Origin of the sequence: Bacillus salacetis (assembly GCF_003581585.1) — a bacterium.
In the GTDB taxonomy this organism is placed as follows: Bacteria; Bacillota; Bacilli; order Bacillales; family Bacillaceae_B; genus Rossellomorea; species Rossellomorea salacetis.
Genome location: NZ_QXIR01000016.1, coordinates 24,261 through 40,073, shown reverse-complemented (window position 1 = coordinate 40,073; position 15,813 = coordinate 24,261). Strand labels below are relative to the sequence as shown.

General features: G+C 44.6%; 18 protein-coding genes. 5 read left to right on the top strand and 13 right to left on the bottom strand.

From position 1 onward, the window contains the following. Nucleotides 1-48: 48 nt before the first annotated feature. The 4 genes from D3H55_RS12540 to D3H55_RS12525 form a co-directional block, all read right to left on the bottom strand. The gene (locus D3H55_RS12540; RefSeq protein ID WP_119547261.1) at nt 49-939 is read right to left on the bottom strand and encodes a glycine betaine ABC transporter substrate-binding protein; all 891 of its coding nucleotides are present in this window, start codon (nt 937-939) and stop codon (nt 49-51) included. 17 nt (nt 940-956) lie between these two features. Then, the gene (locus D3H55_RS12535) at nt 957-1,787 is read right to left on the bottom strand and encodes an ABC transporter permease (RefSeq protein ID WP_119547260.1); all 831 of its coding nucleotides are present in this window, start codon (nt 1,785-1,787) and stop codon (nt 957-959) included. Beyond that, complete coding sequence (locus D3H55_RS12530) at nt 1,784-2,983, bottom strand: quaternary amine ABC transporter ATP-binding protein (RefSeq protein ID WP_119547259.1); 1,200 nt, start codon at nt 2,981-2,983, stop codon at nt 1,784-1,786. The genes D3H55_RS12535 and D3H55_RS12530 overlap by 4 nt, the downstream gene beginning before the upstream one ends. 116 nt (nt 2,984-3,099) lie before the next feature. Further along, nucleotides 3,100-3,312, bottom strand: a complete 213-nt coding sequence (locus tag D3H55_RS12525) for a hypothetical protein (RefSeq protein ID WP_119547258.1) — start codon at nt 3,310-3,312, stop codon at nt 3,100-3,102. Between the two features lie 485 nt (nt 3,313-3,797). Here D3H55_RS12525 and D3H55_RS12520 point away from each other — a divergent pair, with 485 nt between their 5' ends. Next, a complete protein-coding gene (locus D3H55_RS12520) occupies nt 3,798-5,054 on the top strand; it encodes an MFS transporter (protein WP_119547257.1) in 1,257 nt (418 codons plus the stop codon). A 165-nt stretch (nt 5,055-5,219) separates the two neighbouring features. Here D3H55_RS12520 and D3H55_RS12515 read toward each other — a convergent pair whose 3' ends face one another. Next, nucleotides 5,220-5,861, bottom strand: coding sequence for a FusB/FusC family EF-G-binding protein (locus tag D3H55_RS12515; RefSeq protein WP_119547316.1), 642 nt, complete (start codon nt 5,859-5,861; stop codon nt 5,220-5,222). A 135-nt stretch (nt 5,862-5,996) separates the two neighbouring features. After that, nucleotides 5,997-6,260: a CD3324 family protein gene (locus tag D3H55_RS12510; protein WP_119547256.1), complete on the bottom strand. Its 264-nt coding sequence runs from the start codon at nt 6,258-6,260 to the stop codon at nt 5,997-5,999. A gap of 376 nt (nt 6,261-6,636) precedes the next feature. Between D3H55_RS12510 and D3H55_RS12505 the strand changes: the two genes are divergently transcribed. Together D3H55_RS12505 and D3H55_RS12500 are read left to right on the top strand one after the other, a co-directional pair. Then, nucleotides 6,637-7,338, top strand: a complete 702-nt coding sequence (locus tag D3H55_RS12505) for a Na-translocating system protein MpsC family protein (RefSeq protein WP_119547255.1) — start codon at nt 6,637-6,639, stop codon at nt 7,336-7,338. 199 nt (nt 7,339-7,537) lie between these two features. Further along, nucleotides 7,538-7,822: a hypothetical protein gene (locus D3H55_RS12500; protein ID WP_119547254.1), complete on the top strand. Its 285-nt coding sequence runs from the start codon at nt 7,538-7,540 to the stop codon at nt 7,820-7,822. A gap of 40 nt (nt 7,823-7,862) precedes the next feature. Here D3H55_RS12500 and D3H55_RS12495 read toward each other — a convergent pair whose 3' ends face one another. From D3H55_RS12495 to D3H55_RS12490, 3 genes are all read right to left on the bottom strand, one after another. Then, on the bottom strand, nt 7,863-8,297 hold the full coding sequence (locus tag D3H55_RS12495) for a peroxiredoxin-like family protein (RefSeq protein WP_119547253.1): 435 nt from the start codon (nt 8,295-8,297) through the stop codon (nt 7,863-7,865). Nucleotides 8,298-8,300: 3 nt separating this feature from the next. Next, nucleotides 8,301-8,465, bottom strand: coding sequence for a hypothetical protein (locus D3H55_RS24280; protein WP_168413060.1), 165 nt, complete (start codon nt 8,463-8,465; stop codon nt 8,301-8,303). A gap of 86 nt (nt 8,466-8,551) precedes the next feature. Continuing rightward, a complete protein-coding gene (locus D3H55_RS12490; protein WP_119547252.1) occupies nt 8,552-8,842 on the bottom strand; it encodes a hypothetical protein in 291 nt (96 codons plus the stop codon). Between the two features lie 185 nt (nt 8,843-9,027). Between D3H55_RS12490 and guaC the strand changes: the two genes are divergently transcribed. Further along, nucleotides 9,028-10,011: a GMP reductase gene (guaC, locus tag D3H55_RS12485; protein WP_119547251.1), complete on the top strand. Its 984-nt coding sequence runs from the start codon at nt 9,028-9,030 to the stop codon at nt 10,009-10,011. Between the two features lie 118 nt (nt 10,012-10,129). On the opposite strand, the gene D3H55_RS12480 is transcribed toward guaC, so the two are convergent. Then, complete coding sequence (locus tag D3H55_RS12480; protein WP_119547250.1) at nt 10,130-11,275, bottom strand: cation:proton antiporter; 1,146 nt, start codon at nt 11,273-11,275, stop codon at nt 10,130-10,132. A 157-nt stretch (nt 11,276-11,432) separates the two neighbouring features. Beyond that, nucleotides 11,433-12,059 (bottom strand): metal-dependent hydrolase, encoded by a 627-nt coding sequence (locus D3H55_RS12475; protein ID WP_119547249.1) that lies wholly within the window; start codon nt 12,057-12,059, stop codon nt 11,433-11,435. Between the two features lie 126 nt (nt 12,060-12,185). Here D3H55_RS12475 and D3H55_RS12470 point away from each other — a divergent pair, with 126 nt between their 5' ends. Next, nucleotides 12,186-13,142, top strand: coding sequence for a D-2-hydroxyacid dehydrogenase (locus D3H55_RS12470; RefSeq protein WP_119547248.1), 957 nt, complete (start codon nt 12,186-12,188; stop codon nt 13,140-13,142). 179 nt (nt 13,143-13,321) lie between these two features. On the opposite strand, the gene D3H55_RS12465 is transcribed toward D3H55_RS12470, so the two are convergent. Both D3H55_RS12465 and D3H55_RS12460 read right to left on the bottom strand, forming a co-directional pair. Next, nucleotides 13,322-13,615, bottom strand: a complete 294-nt coding sequence (locus D3H55_RS12465; protein ID WP_119547247.1) for a 4a-hydroxytetrahydrobiopterin dehydratase — start codon at nt 13,613-13,615, stop codon at nt 13,322-13,324. After that, nucleotides 13,612-15,366, bottom strand: a complete 1,755-nt coding sequence (locus D3H55_RS12460; RefSeq protein ID WP_119547246.1) for an aromatic amino acid hydroxylase — start codon at nt 15,364-15,366, stop codon at nt 13,612-13,614. Before D3H55_RS12460 ends, D3H55_RS12465 begins: the two co-directional genes overlap by 4 nt. Nucleotides 15,367-15,813 lie beyond the last annotated feature (447 nt).

Below are 15,813 nucleotides of genomic sequence, written 5' to 3'. Positions count from 1 at the left end.
TTTAAAGGACTAAAGAGGACTTTGCCCCAAAGGGCAAGGTCCTCTTGGTCATTCGCCTTTCATTTCCTTGACTTGGTCCTGGTGGTTATCAATCCACTCCCTGGCCACTTTTTCAGCTTCTTGTCCTTCGTCAATCTTGACGATCATTTCTTCGATATCTTCAACCGGCATCTTCCATTTGCTCAGGAATTCGTAAGCCTCCGCTGCGTCATCTTTCAGTTCCTTGTTTGTGATGACATGGACTTCAGATGTTTGGAAGTAATCATCCGGGCTCTTCAGCACTTTCAAATCGTAATTAACGAACATTGGATGCGGACGCCAGCCCAGGAACAATACAGGCTCTTTATTTTCCATCATCCTCTGGGCCTGGGCGAGCATCCCGCCTTCACTCGAGGCGACATATTCCAGATCCAGTCCCAGCTTTTCAATCATTTCCCTTGAGGTTACCGTCATTCCGGCACCTTCTTCAATTCCATAAATTTTTCCGCCAAACAAATCTTCTTTCCCTTTAATATCCTCGACGGATTCAACCCCTTCTACATAGGTCGGAATCACCCAGCCCAGTTCGCCTTCAGAATAGCTGACTGCCGTATCATCAAGTTTATCGCCGTACTTTTCCATATAGTTTGCATGCATATCAGGAAGCCAGGCATCCATGAACACGTCCAAGTCTCCTCTTGCCATCCCGGTATATACACCGCCGGCATCCGCTTTCGTTTCATTCACCGTGTAGCCCATGTCTTCGAGAATCAACTTGGCAGTTTTGGTAGGCGGCACAGTGCTTGTCCAAGGTGTGACACCAAAGTTTATGGTGATTCCCTCATTGTTCCCTCCATTTTGCTTTGCATTATCTTCTCCTTCATCATTTGCACCCGTTCCACAGGCGGTCAGCATAATTACTGCCGCCAGCATAGTGAAGCCGATTTTCCACCCTTTCATGCCATTCATCTCCATTCTCAATTTTTCTGGCCAAGTCCCTGTGTGATCCGGTCAAGAATAATCGCCAACACAACGATCCCTAAACCACCGACAAGTCCCAGACCGACGTTTACACTTGAAATCCCGGCGAGGACAGTTGAACCCAGGCCCGGAGCTCCAATCATCGAAGCGATGACCGCCATGGATAAGGCAAGCATGATCGTCTGGTTGATTCCTGCCATGATGGTTGGAACAGCAACCGGGAGCTGCACCTTTGTCAGCATCTGCCACGAGGTGGAACCAAAAGCTTTGGCAGCTTCCACCATATCAGCGGGTACCTGTCTGATTGCAAGACTGGTCATCCTGACTGCAGGCGGTGTAGCAAAGACGAAGGTGGATATGACAGCCGGCACTTCACCCAAACCGAACAGGAGGATGGCCGGTATAAGGTAAACGAAGCTTGGCAGAGTCTGCATAAAGTCGAGAATCGGTCTCACCACTTTGTCCAGCGTTTCCGATTTGGCTGACAAAATCCCGAGGGGCACCCCGATGATGATCGAAAACAGCGTCGCGACCACAACGACTGCCAATGTCAGCATGGCGTCCTCCCAAAGATTGACTGACCCGAGGTAGAACACGCCTATCAGTGTAAACACCGCCACCCCTCTGCCTGCGAGCCGCCAAGAAAGGAGAATAAGGATGACCGACATGACCTCGGGGGGAATCCAGGTAAAAATATCTGCCACTCCATTGATGAAAAACGAGATAATATTGCTGATAGCTTCAAAGAAACCGCCCAATACCGGAATCAGCCATTCATACACAAAATCATTTGTCCATTCTTCCAAAGGCAATGTAAAGTAATTCACTCTGCCGCCACCTCACTTTGATCTTTACCGAGTACCAGACCTGACAGAATCGACACCCTGACGATGATGCCCATCAGCTTATTGTCCTCCACCACGGCAATCGGATATTTGGATTCTGCCGCTACCCCAATAAGGTCACTCAACGGCGTTTCAAGGGTTGTTGTGAAATAATCCTGCTCCAGTACATCTTCCACCCATTTATTTTCCTTATAGGCTTGAATCGCAGAGTCAATTGTCAAGATTCCTTTCAGGTTCTTATCTTTATCCACCACAAATATGCTGGAAAGGCCGGCATCCTCCATTTTTTTAACAGCCATTCGCGGACCATCTTTCCAAGTTGTCACAACGTCCGGTTTTTTCATGACGTTTTCAGCCACCAGCACTTTTGAGCGGTCAACATCTTCCACAAAGTTATAGACATATTCATTTGCCGGATTTTCGAGGATCTCTTCTGCAGTGCCGATTTGGACAATCGAACCGTTTTTCATGATGGCAATCCGGTCACCGAGCTTCAGCGCCTCATCCAGATCATGAGTGATAAATAGAACGGTTTTTCCAAGCTTGCTTTGAAGGTGCAAAAGCTCATCCTGCATTTCCTTCCTGATTAGGGGATCCAGTGCACTGAAGGCCTCATCCATCAACAGGATGTCGGAGTCATTGGCAAGAGCACGCGCAAGCCCAACCCTTTGCTGCATTCCGCCGCTTAGTTGATCTGGATAGCTGTCTTCATATCCTTTCAGTCCAACGTCAAGGATGGATTGCAGAGCTTTTTTAGCCCGCTCTTCCTTGGCAATCCCCTGAATCTCCAAACCGTATTCCACATTGTCTTGGACAGTCCTGTGAGGAAATAATGCAAACTTCTGGAAGACCATTGAAAGTTTTTTTCTGCGGGTAAGCATAAGATCTGTCTTGGTCATTTCAGTAATGTTATGGCCGTCAATCAGCACTTCGCCTGCGGTTGGTTCAATCAATCTGTTCACCAATCGGATAAGCGTTGATTTACCGCTTCCGGAAAGTCCCATGATGACGAAGAATTCACCCGGCTTTACTTGGAATGAGGCATTATTCACTCCAACGGTCATCCCTGTCTCTTCTAGAATTTTTTCCTTTCCCTGCCCTTCCTGTAATCGTTTAAGTCCATCCTTAGGGTTCGATCCGAAGACTTTCGTGAGGTTGTTGACTTCAATCTTATACATAAGCGTATCTCCTTTACTAAACTCTCTGAGATTACTATTTGTAATTTGGCCTATTTCATACTACCGAAGGGGTTAACTTCCGCAAAAAAAAGGCCCTATTAAGGACCTGTAATTCATTATCGATGGTCATCTGAGCTGTTCCACGTCTTGCCGTCTGTCGAATTCCGTACAGAGTACCGTTCCGCTGTCGTCAGTTCATCTGATGCCACATCCGGCATGGCACCAAGCTCTGTATCGATAACGTCATTTATTATCGCAGGATTATCCGTTTCGTTTATAACGGACTTCAGCTGCTCTTTCATTCTATTGTTTGACTTGTGTTTCACCATACCTAATACCCCCTTTTAGTTTGTTGGTATTAGGTTTTCCCAATCCTTCCGGGTTATTCGAAGGATAAGGCCCTGCAAGTATCTGCACCAATAAAATTCACCACCGCCTGTATCCTATGTAATGTTCCCCCTGAAGGGCCATCAGCAATGTATTTGTTCCCTGCCAACATACTGGCTGCCGTCCACTCCTATCATCATTTAGTATGAGGTTCTCTCTTTATACCGGGAATAAACAGCTCATGCGCCTGGCTCACCTCGATATTTGTCGAATTTTATCCGACTTTAGAACCTAGTCCATATTACCCTCCTTCTCAATTGAGAAGGTAAATCCATTTGACTGTTTTTTACAAATCATCTTGTCAGCTGAAAAGCAAAAAAGTACAATCAATCAGGATATTTCGTTAGGATCGATTCCCGGCTTATACAAGCGGACGGCGCCTGGCTGATTTATTCCTTTATAAAGTGAAAAGAGGAGAGCTGTACGCTTGAAATTAAATAGTAATGAAAAACTCAGTGTTTATAACGGAGTCGCTTCTACCGTTTCGACAAATGCTGTGAATGGATATATCCCGTTGTTTGCCATTGGTGTCCTGGGTGCGACTAACACGCAGATGGGGCTGATCACTTCACTTCCCTCGATCATCGGAATGCTTGCCTTGATTCCAGGTGCCATGTGGCTGAACCGGGTAAAAAGCAAGAGAAATTTTGCGGTTGCCTCAACGTTTGCAACGAGACTGTTGTTCATGCTGATTTTGTTCGTCCCGTTCCTGTCTCCCCAGTCTGCCCCTTGGGCCCTGGTCGGACTGATTGCCTTAATGAACTTTCCCGGGGCACTTTCAGGATTGTCCTGGCAGTCGATGATAGGCGATCTTGTCCCTGAGGAGAGAAGAGGAAACTTCTTCAGCTCCAGGAACAGATGGACTACGATCACTGCAATGATTGTCACATTTTCAACCGGTTTCTTTTTGGAGCAATTTAATGAGGACAGTGTATTCCCTTATCAGGTCCTGTTTATTGCCGGATTTGGATTTGCCTTGGTTGAAGTTTTTTATTTGATCAAACATAAAGAATCACCTGTGGAACAGACCTTACCAGAGGAAAAAGAAGGTCAAAAAAAGAGATTCTCATGGGAAGTATTCAAACATAAGCCTTATGTAGCTTTCATCATCTGTGCTCTGCTGTTCAACTTCGGGGCACAGATGGGCTGGTCGATTTTCAGTATCTATCAGATCAAGGAAGCCAATGCAACAGCCCTGTGGTTCAGTATGTTTTCTGTTACAAACCAGCTTTCTCAGATTGTCAGCATTAAATGGTGGGCAAGATTCGCCGACAAATACGGCAACACGATGATGCTTTTCGTTGCAGCTGCCGGAATGGCGACAGCTCCCGCCTTGATGATCGTTTCAACGAACCTTTACTATATCACCATCATCAACCTGTGGATCGGGATTTTTGTAGCGGGTACGAACCTTCTGTTGTTCAACCAGCTTCTTAATTCTTCGCCTCAGAAACACCTGACAACCTATATCGCAAACTATAATTTCCTGCTGGCGATCATTGGATTCCTTGCACCGCAGTTCGGCGTCCTGCTCCTGAATATGTTCGGGATGGGCAGCGCGATGATTCTTACAGCTTCTGTCCGGATGATGGGAGCCCTGGCATTCCTGTTCGTCGCCTTGAAACTCCTTGCCGGTGACAGGCACGACCCGAAAAAGGTCGAATTGGCAGCAGAACATTCATAGTGAGGTATTTAGCGATGTTCCCTAAGGGTGCATCGCTTTTTCAGTGGTGGAGAGTCATGGTAACAGCAAAGCGAGGCAATTCGACACGACTCCGCCACTGCACATATACAACAAAAAAACGCGCTCCTGAGAGTGCGTTCTTTGTTTGTACTATCCAACCCCTGGCTACATGTTCTGCAAATGCTCCATGAACTCCTGGAACTTTTCTTCACTTTGAAGGTTCCGATTGCACACATGGCTGTCCTGGCAGATGTAGTTGCCGCGGTTTTTAAAGGTGCCGTCTGCTGCAGCTTTGGACTCGGTAATGAACATCCCAACATTTTCAATGGAGTTGCAGATCGAGCATACCCCTTTTTGACTGTGATTTTTGAATCTGCCTCTGACACCGGTCAATTTTCCATCCCTTTCAAATACTATATACTTTCTTTCCTGGCCGATGTCATTCCAGCCAAGATACGTAATCGCTCTAAAGTCTGTATTTTCAAGGTCGGGAAGCTTCAATTTTTTTACTTTCGGAAACAGCTTTTGCAATGTTTTTTCAGAGATGTCACGGAAAGGAATTACATACGGTCTTACCTTAGCAAGAAACATCTCCGCTTCTTGTTTATCTTTAATCGTGATGATCGGTTCCAGCAAATCCTTGTGATCCTGGGAAAGACCCGGTACAAGACCCATCACCTTCTCCAATGCCATAGCTTTCAAAGCTTTAAGGACATTCGGGTCACTAGCAGCCGAATGTCCATTGATCAAAATTTTCGTCTGCGCTTTAATGAAGTTATACTGATCATTTTTGATAAAAGGTTCCATTTTCATTACTCCTTTTAAAGACTTCACTTCCATTGTAAAGTATCCCCTGGTGTTGTGAATATACCGAGAATGTTTATAGAATATATCTGCCATACAAAAAGCACTGCGGATGATTCTGCAGTGCTTTCCAAGTTGTCATTTTGTGTATACAATTTTCTTTATCGTTTCAGGAGAAAGAAAATATTCCTCTGCCAGCTTCTCAATTCCGCATCCGCTTTTGAATGCTTCCTTAATGGCGGAATTCCGTTCCTTGAACCGCTTTCTTCCGCCTGACCGGGAACCCCACTTTTGATAAGAAGATCGTGGTTTGGGAATATAGATTGTTTCTCCCTGAACATATTTCTGAAGTTCTTTGAGCAGGTGCTCAGGTAATAGATCATTAGCTTTTGCAGCTTTCAATTCAGCCAGCCCCTTATAATTTTTTTGTAAAAATAAATAAGGTGCAAAGCCCGATTAATCAGAAATGTGAAAGCTTGCCCGGGCGATTATTGAAACGCTTCTCACCCCATGCAAAGTATCGCCTTTCCACTAACAGGCTTTGCATGAGCCGCTGCAGAATCTGACACAGACCTCATCTCTGTCACCTCCACCACCTCCTTTAAAGTTCGTTCACTTTCTCCATAATCTGTTAGTTAATGAGTTCATTATAAAAGAAATCAATATTGAAAATAAAGTATCAAACTTCCCAATCTGCCCATTCTAAGGACATAGGACGGTTTTATTTTATTTAATTAAGGGAAAAGAATAAGGAATAATTTAAATAGTGAGGTAATTTATGGTAAAAACCAATTTAGAAAAGAATATATCCAGCTATATCGGCCGCTTGCTGCGAGATCATTTTGGCCGCGGGCCGGGAAATGTTATCTGTACGGTGTCCGGCCAGTATGTCGTTGTTCATATGACCAGCTTCCTTTCCTCAATGGAAAAGTCGCTCATCAATAACGACCAGACAGTTTATGTGGAGAAAATCAGGGACCTGATGGTGGATGGCCTGGTCAAAGACATTACATCCTTCATTGAACTGAACTCCGGTCAATCCGTGGAAGAATTCTACTATGATTGGGAGCTTCAGAACCAAACAGGCATGATGATTGCCCTCTTGTCTTCTTCTAATGATGAACATCCTTCCACGCCTGTCAATCAATATAAAAACAGCGGCATAGTCATTCAGGAAATCAACAGGCTAAGTAAAGAAGTACAAAAGACACCTGAAAACACCTACTCAATAATGATCGATTCACGTAATTTACTGATTATTCGGGAAGGGATATTCATCAGCCTGGAAAAAGAACTTATCAGGCTTGGGTTTCAAGAAACCTTAAGAATTGCAAAACGGAATCTTGAAAAGCAACTTATCGCAGAATCAAAAGAACTATTTGAAGAAAGTCTGGAGGCCGAACTCACTGATTTCTTTATTGACTGGAACTTCGAAAAGGACAGAAGTGTCATCCTTTTTAACCTCTCACCTTCCAAATAGACCCTATTAAAATCATGCCATTCATGTTATTATTAGAAGAAATGATTGATCTCAACAGAAAAATCTTATTCTGATAGCAATGAAATGGGCATAGAACCGGACATAAGTCAGAAGAGGAGGGAATGCCTTCTTTTCTGACTTTTTTAATTTCCATATATTGGTTTATCTAAACTTTTATAAAGGATGAGGATATCGTAGAATGAACATCAACCATTTACCACAGAGAGAACAAGAACTTCTGTCTGCCATAGATAACTATATTGAAAAAGTTCAACAGCAAAGTGAACAACCCGCTACAATTAAAAGGAATGAATTAGAAGATCATATTGAATCCAAAGCTGAAACTTTATCCATTCAGTTTGAAAAAGACTCTACTTCCATTCAGACCTATTACACCTTCTTTCTGGAAGGACAGAATATACAAGTCGAACTATTCTATCGTTACCAGAATTTTTATACCCGGCACAAAATTACTCCTCTTTAATAGCAAAAACCCCCTTTTCCTGTCGAAAAGGGGGTTTTTTTCAATTCAGCTGTTTTAGAAGTTCTTTGATGGATGCATGGTCTTCCGGGGATTCATCTATGTGGCTCCATACCACTTCTCCCTTTTCATTAAAGATCCACGAACCGCCTTGAATATATATGTCCTGGGTACTGAGAGATTCTTGTACGACTTCCCTCTTTCCTTCATCTTCCGGAAGAAATGCCTTCTTTCCACCCTTAAGAAAAGCTTTTCCAGCTTTCGCGATCAGCTTCCATTTAGCCATCGTCTTGTGCCCCATACTTCTATATAAATTTCGCTCGGGATCTCCATAAATCGTAAATGGATACGGTCCAAACTCCTTTGTAAAGCGCTCCAGCAGCGAACGATTCGAAGGAGCAATGGCAATGACTTGTGCCCCGCCTTCCGTCAACTGGTCATAATGCTCACGCAACTGCGCAAGAAATGATCTGCACACTGGTCAGCCAGGGTGTCTGACAAACACCACAAGGCTTCTTTTTCCCTGTATGATTTCCTCAAAAGGCCTGTCAGCACTAAACGGTTCCTGCAGAATCTCAGCCATTCTCTCACCTTCCCTTAAAGATCTATTTGATTCCATGATAGCATGTCTCTCATCAATATTCATTTCTGGATGCTTCCTTCATTTCGGCCGTTTCTCTCAGGGTAAACTCTAAAGCCATTTATCCTTGAAACCCGAATCTTACCTCAACTTTAAAAGTACTCTCCATAAAATAGATATGTAAGAAAAGATGCGGCTATAGTGTAAGAGAAGGATAGCCAAAAAGGGATGGACTGATGGAATCTATTCTTTCTTTCCCCGGCAAGTGGTCTGTATCCGGGGCCGTGGCAATAAAATATAGCTGTTGTCATGAAAATACCAATCAACAGTGTCCATTCCAGGAATGGACGGCCGGTTTTCAAAAATGCCCAAAATGGCAGGCCGAATAACAGGACCAGCGTCAAGAATACAGTACCGAGCTTGAGTGAAACAGCATTATTCATATAACCATCTCCTTTTTCTGAATACCCACCAAGCACATCCAATAATACAATAAGTTGGAATACTTTTACATATTTTCCCTTGCCGCAAAATACTTTGACATAAGTAATAAAATAAGGTAAATTCGTAATGTACGAACATTTATTAACTAATACAAAAATAATATTCGTTTTTAGGAGTGTTATAAATGGAAAACGTGTTTGATTACGAAGATATTCAATTAATTCCTGCTAGATGTGTAGTGGATAGTCGTTCTGAGTGTGATACAACCGTTACTTTAGGCGGTTATTCGTTTAAATTGCCAGTGGTACCTGCAAACATGCAGACAATCATAGATGAAAATATTGCAGTTTATTTAGCGGAGAATGGATATTTCTATATCATGCACCGCTTTCAGCCGGAAAAACGACTTAATTTTGTAAGAGATATGCACGCAAGAGAGCTTATCGCATCTATCAGTGTAGGTGTGAAAGAAGAGGAATACGGATTTGTTGAACAGTTGGCAGCAGAGGGTGTTACCCCTGAGTTCATTACAATCGATATTGCACACGGCCATTCCAATGCTGTCATTAACATGATTAAACACATAAAGGAACATCTTCCTGGCAGCTTTGTCATTGCAGGTAATGTCGGGACTCCGGAAGCAGTGAGGGAATTGGAGCATGCCGGTGCGGATGCAACGAAGGTCGGCATCGGACCGGGCAAAGTTTGTATTACAAAGATCAAAACAGGATTTGGTACTGGAGGCTGGCAGCTGGCAGCCCTTCGCTGGTGTGCAAAAGCAGCAAGCAAGCCTATCATTGCTGATGGCGGGATCCGCACTCACGGAGATATTGCCAAGTCCATCAGATTTGGTGCTTCCATGGTCATGATCGGTTCTTTATTCGCCGGACATGAAGAATCACCTGGGGAAACAGTCGAAAGAGACGGGAAAGCTTTTAAAGAGTACTTCGGTTCTGCTTCTGAGTTTCAAAAAGGTGAAAAGAAAAACGTTGAAGGAAAGAAAATGTTCGTGGAACACAAAGGTTCCTTGATCGACACTTTGACAGAAATGGAGCAGGATCTGCAGTCTTCCATTTCTTATGCGGGAGGCAGCACACTTGACGCCATCCGCCATGTGGATTATGTAGTTGTGAAAAACTCAATCTTCAACGGCGATAAAGTATATTAAATAGAAGCAAAGCGGGCAAGGTTATCGATACCTTTGCCCGCTTTTTTACATTCCGATGTTCCCGCTTGTTCTGTGAGGAGAACCATTTTCCCTTTTTCAACTATGTTGCACCCGAATTCTAAGCATTCTTCTCCTTCCTGTATACTCTTCCGCCTATCCTGGAAGACAGCTGGCATAACAGCATCCCCAGCAATGCTGCAGCAAGGATGTATACTCCGGCAAAAATCTGCAAAACCCCCGATGCAAGACCGGCAATGATGACGGAGAATTCTCCTCGGGGCGCCAATGAGAACCCTGTTTCGAAGGACTCCTGCCTGCTCAACCCATACCATTGGCCGCCTATGTATCCAACAATCAATTTGTGGACAACTGACCAAAGGAGAATCGTAAATAAGAGCCCAAAAGCAGGTATCTCACTCGTGAACTCAAGGGAGAGGCCAAAGTTGAGGAAGAAGAAAGGCAGGAATAAATTTCTCACCGGAAGGGCCACTTCATGAATTTTGTCTTTAAAGTTAGTTCCGGCAAACATCAGTCCTGCAAGAAATGCTCCTATGACCTCAGATAAACCAAGCCATACCGCAAAACCTCCATAAGCCAAAGCCAGTCCGATGATGTAAACGAGTAGATAATCTTCATGAAGGAACTTTTCAACAAGGGTATATGCCTTTTTTTGAGTATAGTGGCTGATTGCCGCAGCAAGACCTATAAGGAGTGCCACTTTCAGGAAGATCAGCACAAAGTCCACCGGGCTGAAGCCTTCCCCGCTTAGCCCAATCAGGATGGTGATCAAAATCGGCGCGACCATATCTTCAAATATTAAAAGGCTCAGGACATAACCTGATTCCTTCCTGTCCAGCTTTTTATTATGTTCAAGCAGCTTGATGGTGATGGATGAACTGGTTGCATACACCAGGCCGCCTATTAACAGGGAATTGAAAAGCCCCTGCCCGAACAATGCGCAAATCCCGGCTGTTACACCCACCCCAAGTACAATGTCCAGGACCCCCGGCTTCCATACCCTTCTTCCTTTTGGTCCGATTTCTTTCAAGGGGTACTTCATGCCAAGCAGGAAGAATAGAAGAATCAAGCCAATTTCCCCTGCCACTTCTATTGTTTTGACTTCATCAAGAAGTCCGGCAAGCGAAATGCCTGCCCCCAGGAGTATGTATATGACAATATCAGGTATGCGCAGGATCTTCGTGCCGAAGTAAGCCGTAAGAAATAAAGTTAATAGAAACAACCCAAGGAAAAGTGGTAAATTCACGTATGGCACACCTTCTAACTCGTTATTTATAGTATTTTCCTTTACCCGGTTTTCCTTCAACTTAAGCTTAGTAGAAATTGGTACTCTTTCGACAAATTCCGAGGTGTGCCTGGCACCAGGAAAAAACAAAAAGCTTAAAGGCATTCAGCCCTTAAGCTTAGATTTCTTTCCGGGATAAAGGCAACAAAAGCTTGACGCCTCTTTTATTAAAAGGAAGCCATTTCATATCAGCTGCCAAATGGCTGGCATATCCTCCTGCACAAGCAATCAGAATCCCCTCTGTCCTTACACTTTGCTGCAGATAGTAAGCGATTATTGCAAAAAAAGCCAGTCCTATCAAAGAATGGGTGTAGGTCCGGTGTGAAACGAGTGAGGCAATGATGATATAGATGCCGAACAGTAAGAGCCAATTCTCACCGAGGAACAATCCGCCGGCAAAAGCCCCCGCCCCGGCAACTGTCAACAAATGCCGCTTCTTTATAAATGTGGATACGAGCATGATCCCCAGCCCGGCTGCAATTCCCTTCCACATCTCCTGGCCTGTACCGGCCCACCAGCTGTAGATGATGACCGCAACCCCAATTACTTGAGCCAGAGTCATCAAGAACTGGTAGGAAGATGTAAAGGTATTCCGAAGTTTGCCGTCCACATCGAGGTCCGGAATCAGACCGGACACCCCGCCTGCCCCTATCAAAGCAATTGTTTCGGCAGGTGCTGCCTGTATATAATTAGCTGCCAGGAAGCCGGCACCTGCCCCGATGATCATATGTGCTGTTCCATTCATGAATCTTTCCCTCTTTCTGTCTAGTCATGGTGATTTATCCATTATACTAGTAAAAACCCATTATTTACTGTTGTTCAGATAATTTTGATATTATTATATCAGGAGAAACGATGGGAGGAAGCAAAGATGAAAAAGCTGATCATTGCACAAGATATCGAAGAGAGACAAATGGAGAGTATCCGGCAGGCAGCACCTGGCTGGGAAATCATTGCCGGCAAGGAACCGGACAACTGGGAGGATCACTTGGCAGAAGCTGAGGTCATTGCAGGCTGGAAGAAGAGCATGGAAGAAAAAGCATTGCGGAGCACCACACCGCTGCGGTGGATCCAAACCTGGAGTGCAGGTGTCGACAGCCTTCCCTTAAAGGAAATGGAATCTCAGGAAATCATGGTTACAAGTGCCAACGGAGTCCATGCCTATCCAATATCAGAAACGATTTTTGCCATGATGCTCGGCCTTACAAGAAAAATCAATGCCTATGTGCGAAATCAGGAACAAAAAGAATGGGCTCACTCCGGGCTTAAACTCGAGATTCACGGAAAGACCATAGGGATCATCGGGGTAGGAGCCATCGGGAAAGAAACAGCCAAAATTGCCAAAGCTTTCGGAATGACCGTTCTCGGTGTCCGCCATTCTGGAAGGGAAGCTCAATATGTTGACGAGATGTACCGTACCGATGAGCTTCACGATATTCTGCCGCGTTGTGATTACATAGTCATCACCGTCCCGCTCACAGAAGCTACCCGGGAAATGTTTGGCAAAAAGGAATTCCAGCTTATGAAAGAGTCCGCTTTTCTCATCAATATCGGCCGTGGAGAGACAATCAAAGAGCAGGAGCTGATTGACGCATTGCAAACAAAGAGAATTGCCGGAGCGGGGCTTGATGTTTTTGAAAAAGAGCCGCTTGAAAAGGACAGCCCTCTTTGGGAAATGGAGAATGTCATCATTACTCCTCATACTGCCGGATCGACTGAGTTATATAATAAACGGGTCATTGAAGATATCTTCATTCCAAACCTTAAGAATTTCCTTGAAGGAAAAGAGCCCGCAATTAACCTGGTCGACTATAAAAAGGGATATTGATCACTTTTTCATTTGGAATTTATCCCCTCTGGAAATAGACACCTCTATTTAAAAGAATGGATGATAGTTCATTTCTGCTTTCGGAAAAAAATCTTTTGAAATCCGGAGTATGCAGCAGCAGCGTTAACAATTAAAAAAACTATAGAAAGGGCATATCAAAGCTGATATGCCCTTTCTCCCTACTTCATGGTGTCATAGATCTGGTTGTATTTAAAAGCAGCTTCGAAATCGAGGGCTGTCAATCCCCTTTCATTCCAGGAAGTTAAGCTTAAAGTCACGACCTTGTATTGAATAGAGATAAAAGGGTGATGCTCCATATCCTCTGCTATCTCAGCTATCCTGTCCACAAAGCCGATACCTTCCATGAACTCCTGAAACTTGAAGCGGCGTTCGATCCATTTTTCGTCCTTACGCTTCCAGCACGCTATATCCTGCAGAGCAGTCAACGCCTCTTTCTCGCTTGCTCTTTTCATGAACTGACCTCCTGAACGGCTGCCGGAATCAAAGCCAGACCATTTTCTATCAACCTCTTAAACTGAGGGGTTTCGGCGAGGTGCACCAGTTCATCCTGCAATTCACCTGCTTCTTCTGGAAGAAGGCCACTTTCTATTAAAAGCTCTAAAATTTCCAGCCTTAATAACCATTCATCATGATGATGTGCTCTTAATTCCGCTGCTATCTCCTGTAGTCTTCTGGTTTCAGGTTCTGCTCCCAGCCCATTTTCCCTTATTTCCCTGACTGCCTGGTACAGGATCTCAAGCTCGCCCAGCTCTGTGTTGGCTGAGGCAGTTTCGACCTCTGGATTCTCATCTGATAAGAAAGAGGAGTGGTCAGCAGCCCCGGGATATGCCGAACGAATGCTGCTTCCCACCGGCAGATCAAATGGTCCCCATGAAGGATGGAAAAGGATTTCGTCCCTTTGCTTAACAGTACAATTTGTGAAGGACAGCAATATTGTCTTGCCATCTTCCCTTATAATGCCGGTAATCCCGCCTTCCAATGTGATGCCGCTTTTGAACGTTAAGTGGACTTCATTCCCAATTTCAACTCCCGCATGCCTCATCTCATCCTGGCTTAGTGTTTCAAGGAAGACATCCCCTTCAAGCGGCCCGACGGGAGCTCCGAAACCATCGGGATGGGTCATCTTCGAATGCCCTTTTAATTCACGGTTATGAACTGCCAGGGCGGTTTCCCCGGTTGTCCTGATGAATGTTGGCTCCCCCTCTTCATTTTTCATCATTTCACTGAAGACACCAGAAACCTGGAGTCCTGAATTGAACTCTACTGTTGCAAGTTTTTCCGACTTGATTGCTTTCTGTACAGCAGAAGCACCACCAGTCCGGTATGCCATGGATGCGGAAAACTCCTCGACAGCCTGAATTAATTCTTCAAAGCTTTTGCATACAAACAGCTGCTTCTGCATTGTCGTGACGTCGTAGGATGTCTTTATACATTCTTCTATACTGAAAGGAATCTTCCTGACCTTATCAGACAGGCATGCCTTGCTTTCCCCTACCGAGGACAGCAGACCTGCTCCGTAGACCATAGGCTTTTCCAGTTCACCTATCAATCCAAATTCCACTGTCCACCAGAACAAACGGGAAATCTGTTCTGCTTCGGAATCCTGCTCTACCAATGCCTGCTTTTCCCTGACGTTTCGTTCTGCCTCCAGAATTTCCTCTTTTGTCGAGTCGGGGCTTTCCTTAACAATCGTAAGGATCCTGACAGCTTCAAAAGCCTCGTGCTCCTTTTTTGTTGCAAAAGCTTTAGCCCCTGCAGCGCCGATTTTCTTCACAAATGCGGAGTAAGTGGAATCAAACAGGATCGGCGCATGGCCTGCGGCTTCATGTAAAATGTCCGGAGCAGGTGTGTATTCAATATTGGAAACTTTGCGGATGTCTGTGGCAATCGGAAGGATTCCATGTGCCTGAAGATCAAAGAATGCAGTTCCTGGAATCAATCCATCCACAATCACCGCTCCCCAGCCGATTTTCCCCAGTGCTTCATTCATTTCACTGACTTCAGGGATCTTTTCAATCGCTATTCCCGACCCCTTTAACCCTTTAACGAATGCAGGATGCGCCCTGTCTTCCAAAAAGGCATGGTTCTGCCTCATGACATAACGCCAAACCGCATGGTCGGAAGGCGTGTAGTCCTCGTAATTTTGTGTCGAAACAAACTCTCTAAGATGAAGTGGAATTTCCTTTGCTAACGTGGTGCTCATACAACTCATCCTCTCCTGCATTTTGTTATTCGCGTTCTGGTATTGTGCCTTTAAGGCATAACGTGTGGGAGTAAGGACTGTGCTTATTTTTCTCAATAAAAAAAAGCCCTTCTCCCCAATAAGGGACGAAGAAGCTCCGCGGTACCACCCTTGTTGACGAATCCGTAAAGACTCATCCACTTGTATTGTTCATCAGCCATTCACTGTGGTGTAATTCACTTAGATAAGCTGCCTGGACTTTCACCTTCCATCCAGTCTCTGACTGCTGCGCACTTATCAGCTACTCCTTCCACAAGCTGAAGATATAAAATTAAACTTTAGCACTTAAACCCTTCAACGCTTCAACGCTTTTATGCTTTTATGTGTTAAAGTAACTATAAGGGCGATTTAATTCTTTGTCAAGGGCCGTCATAAAAAAAACGGAAAACAAAAAAGCTTGCAGAATGG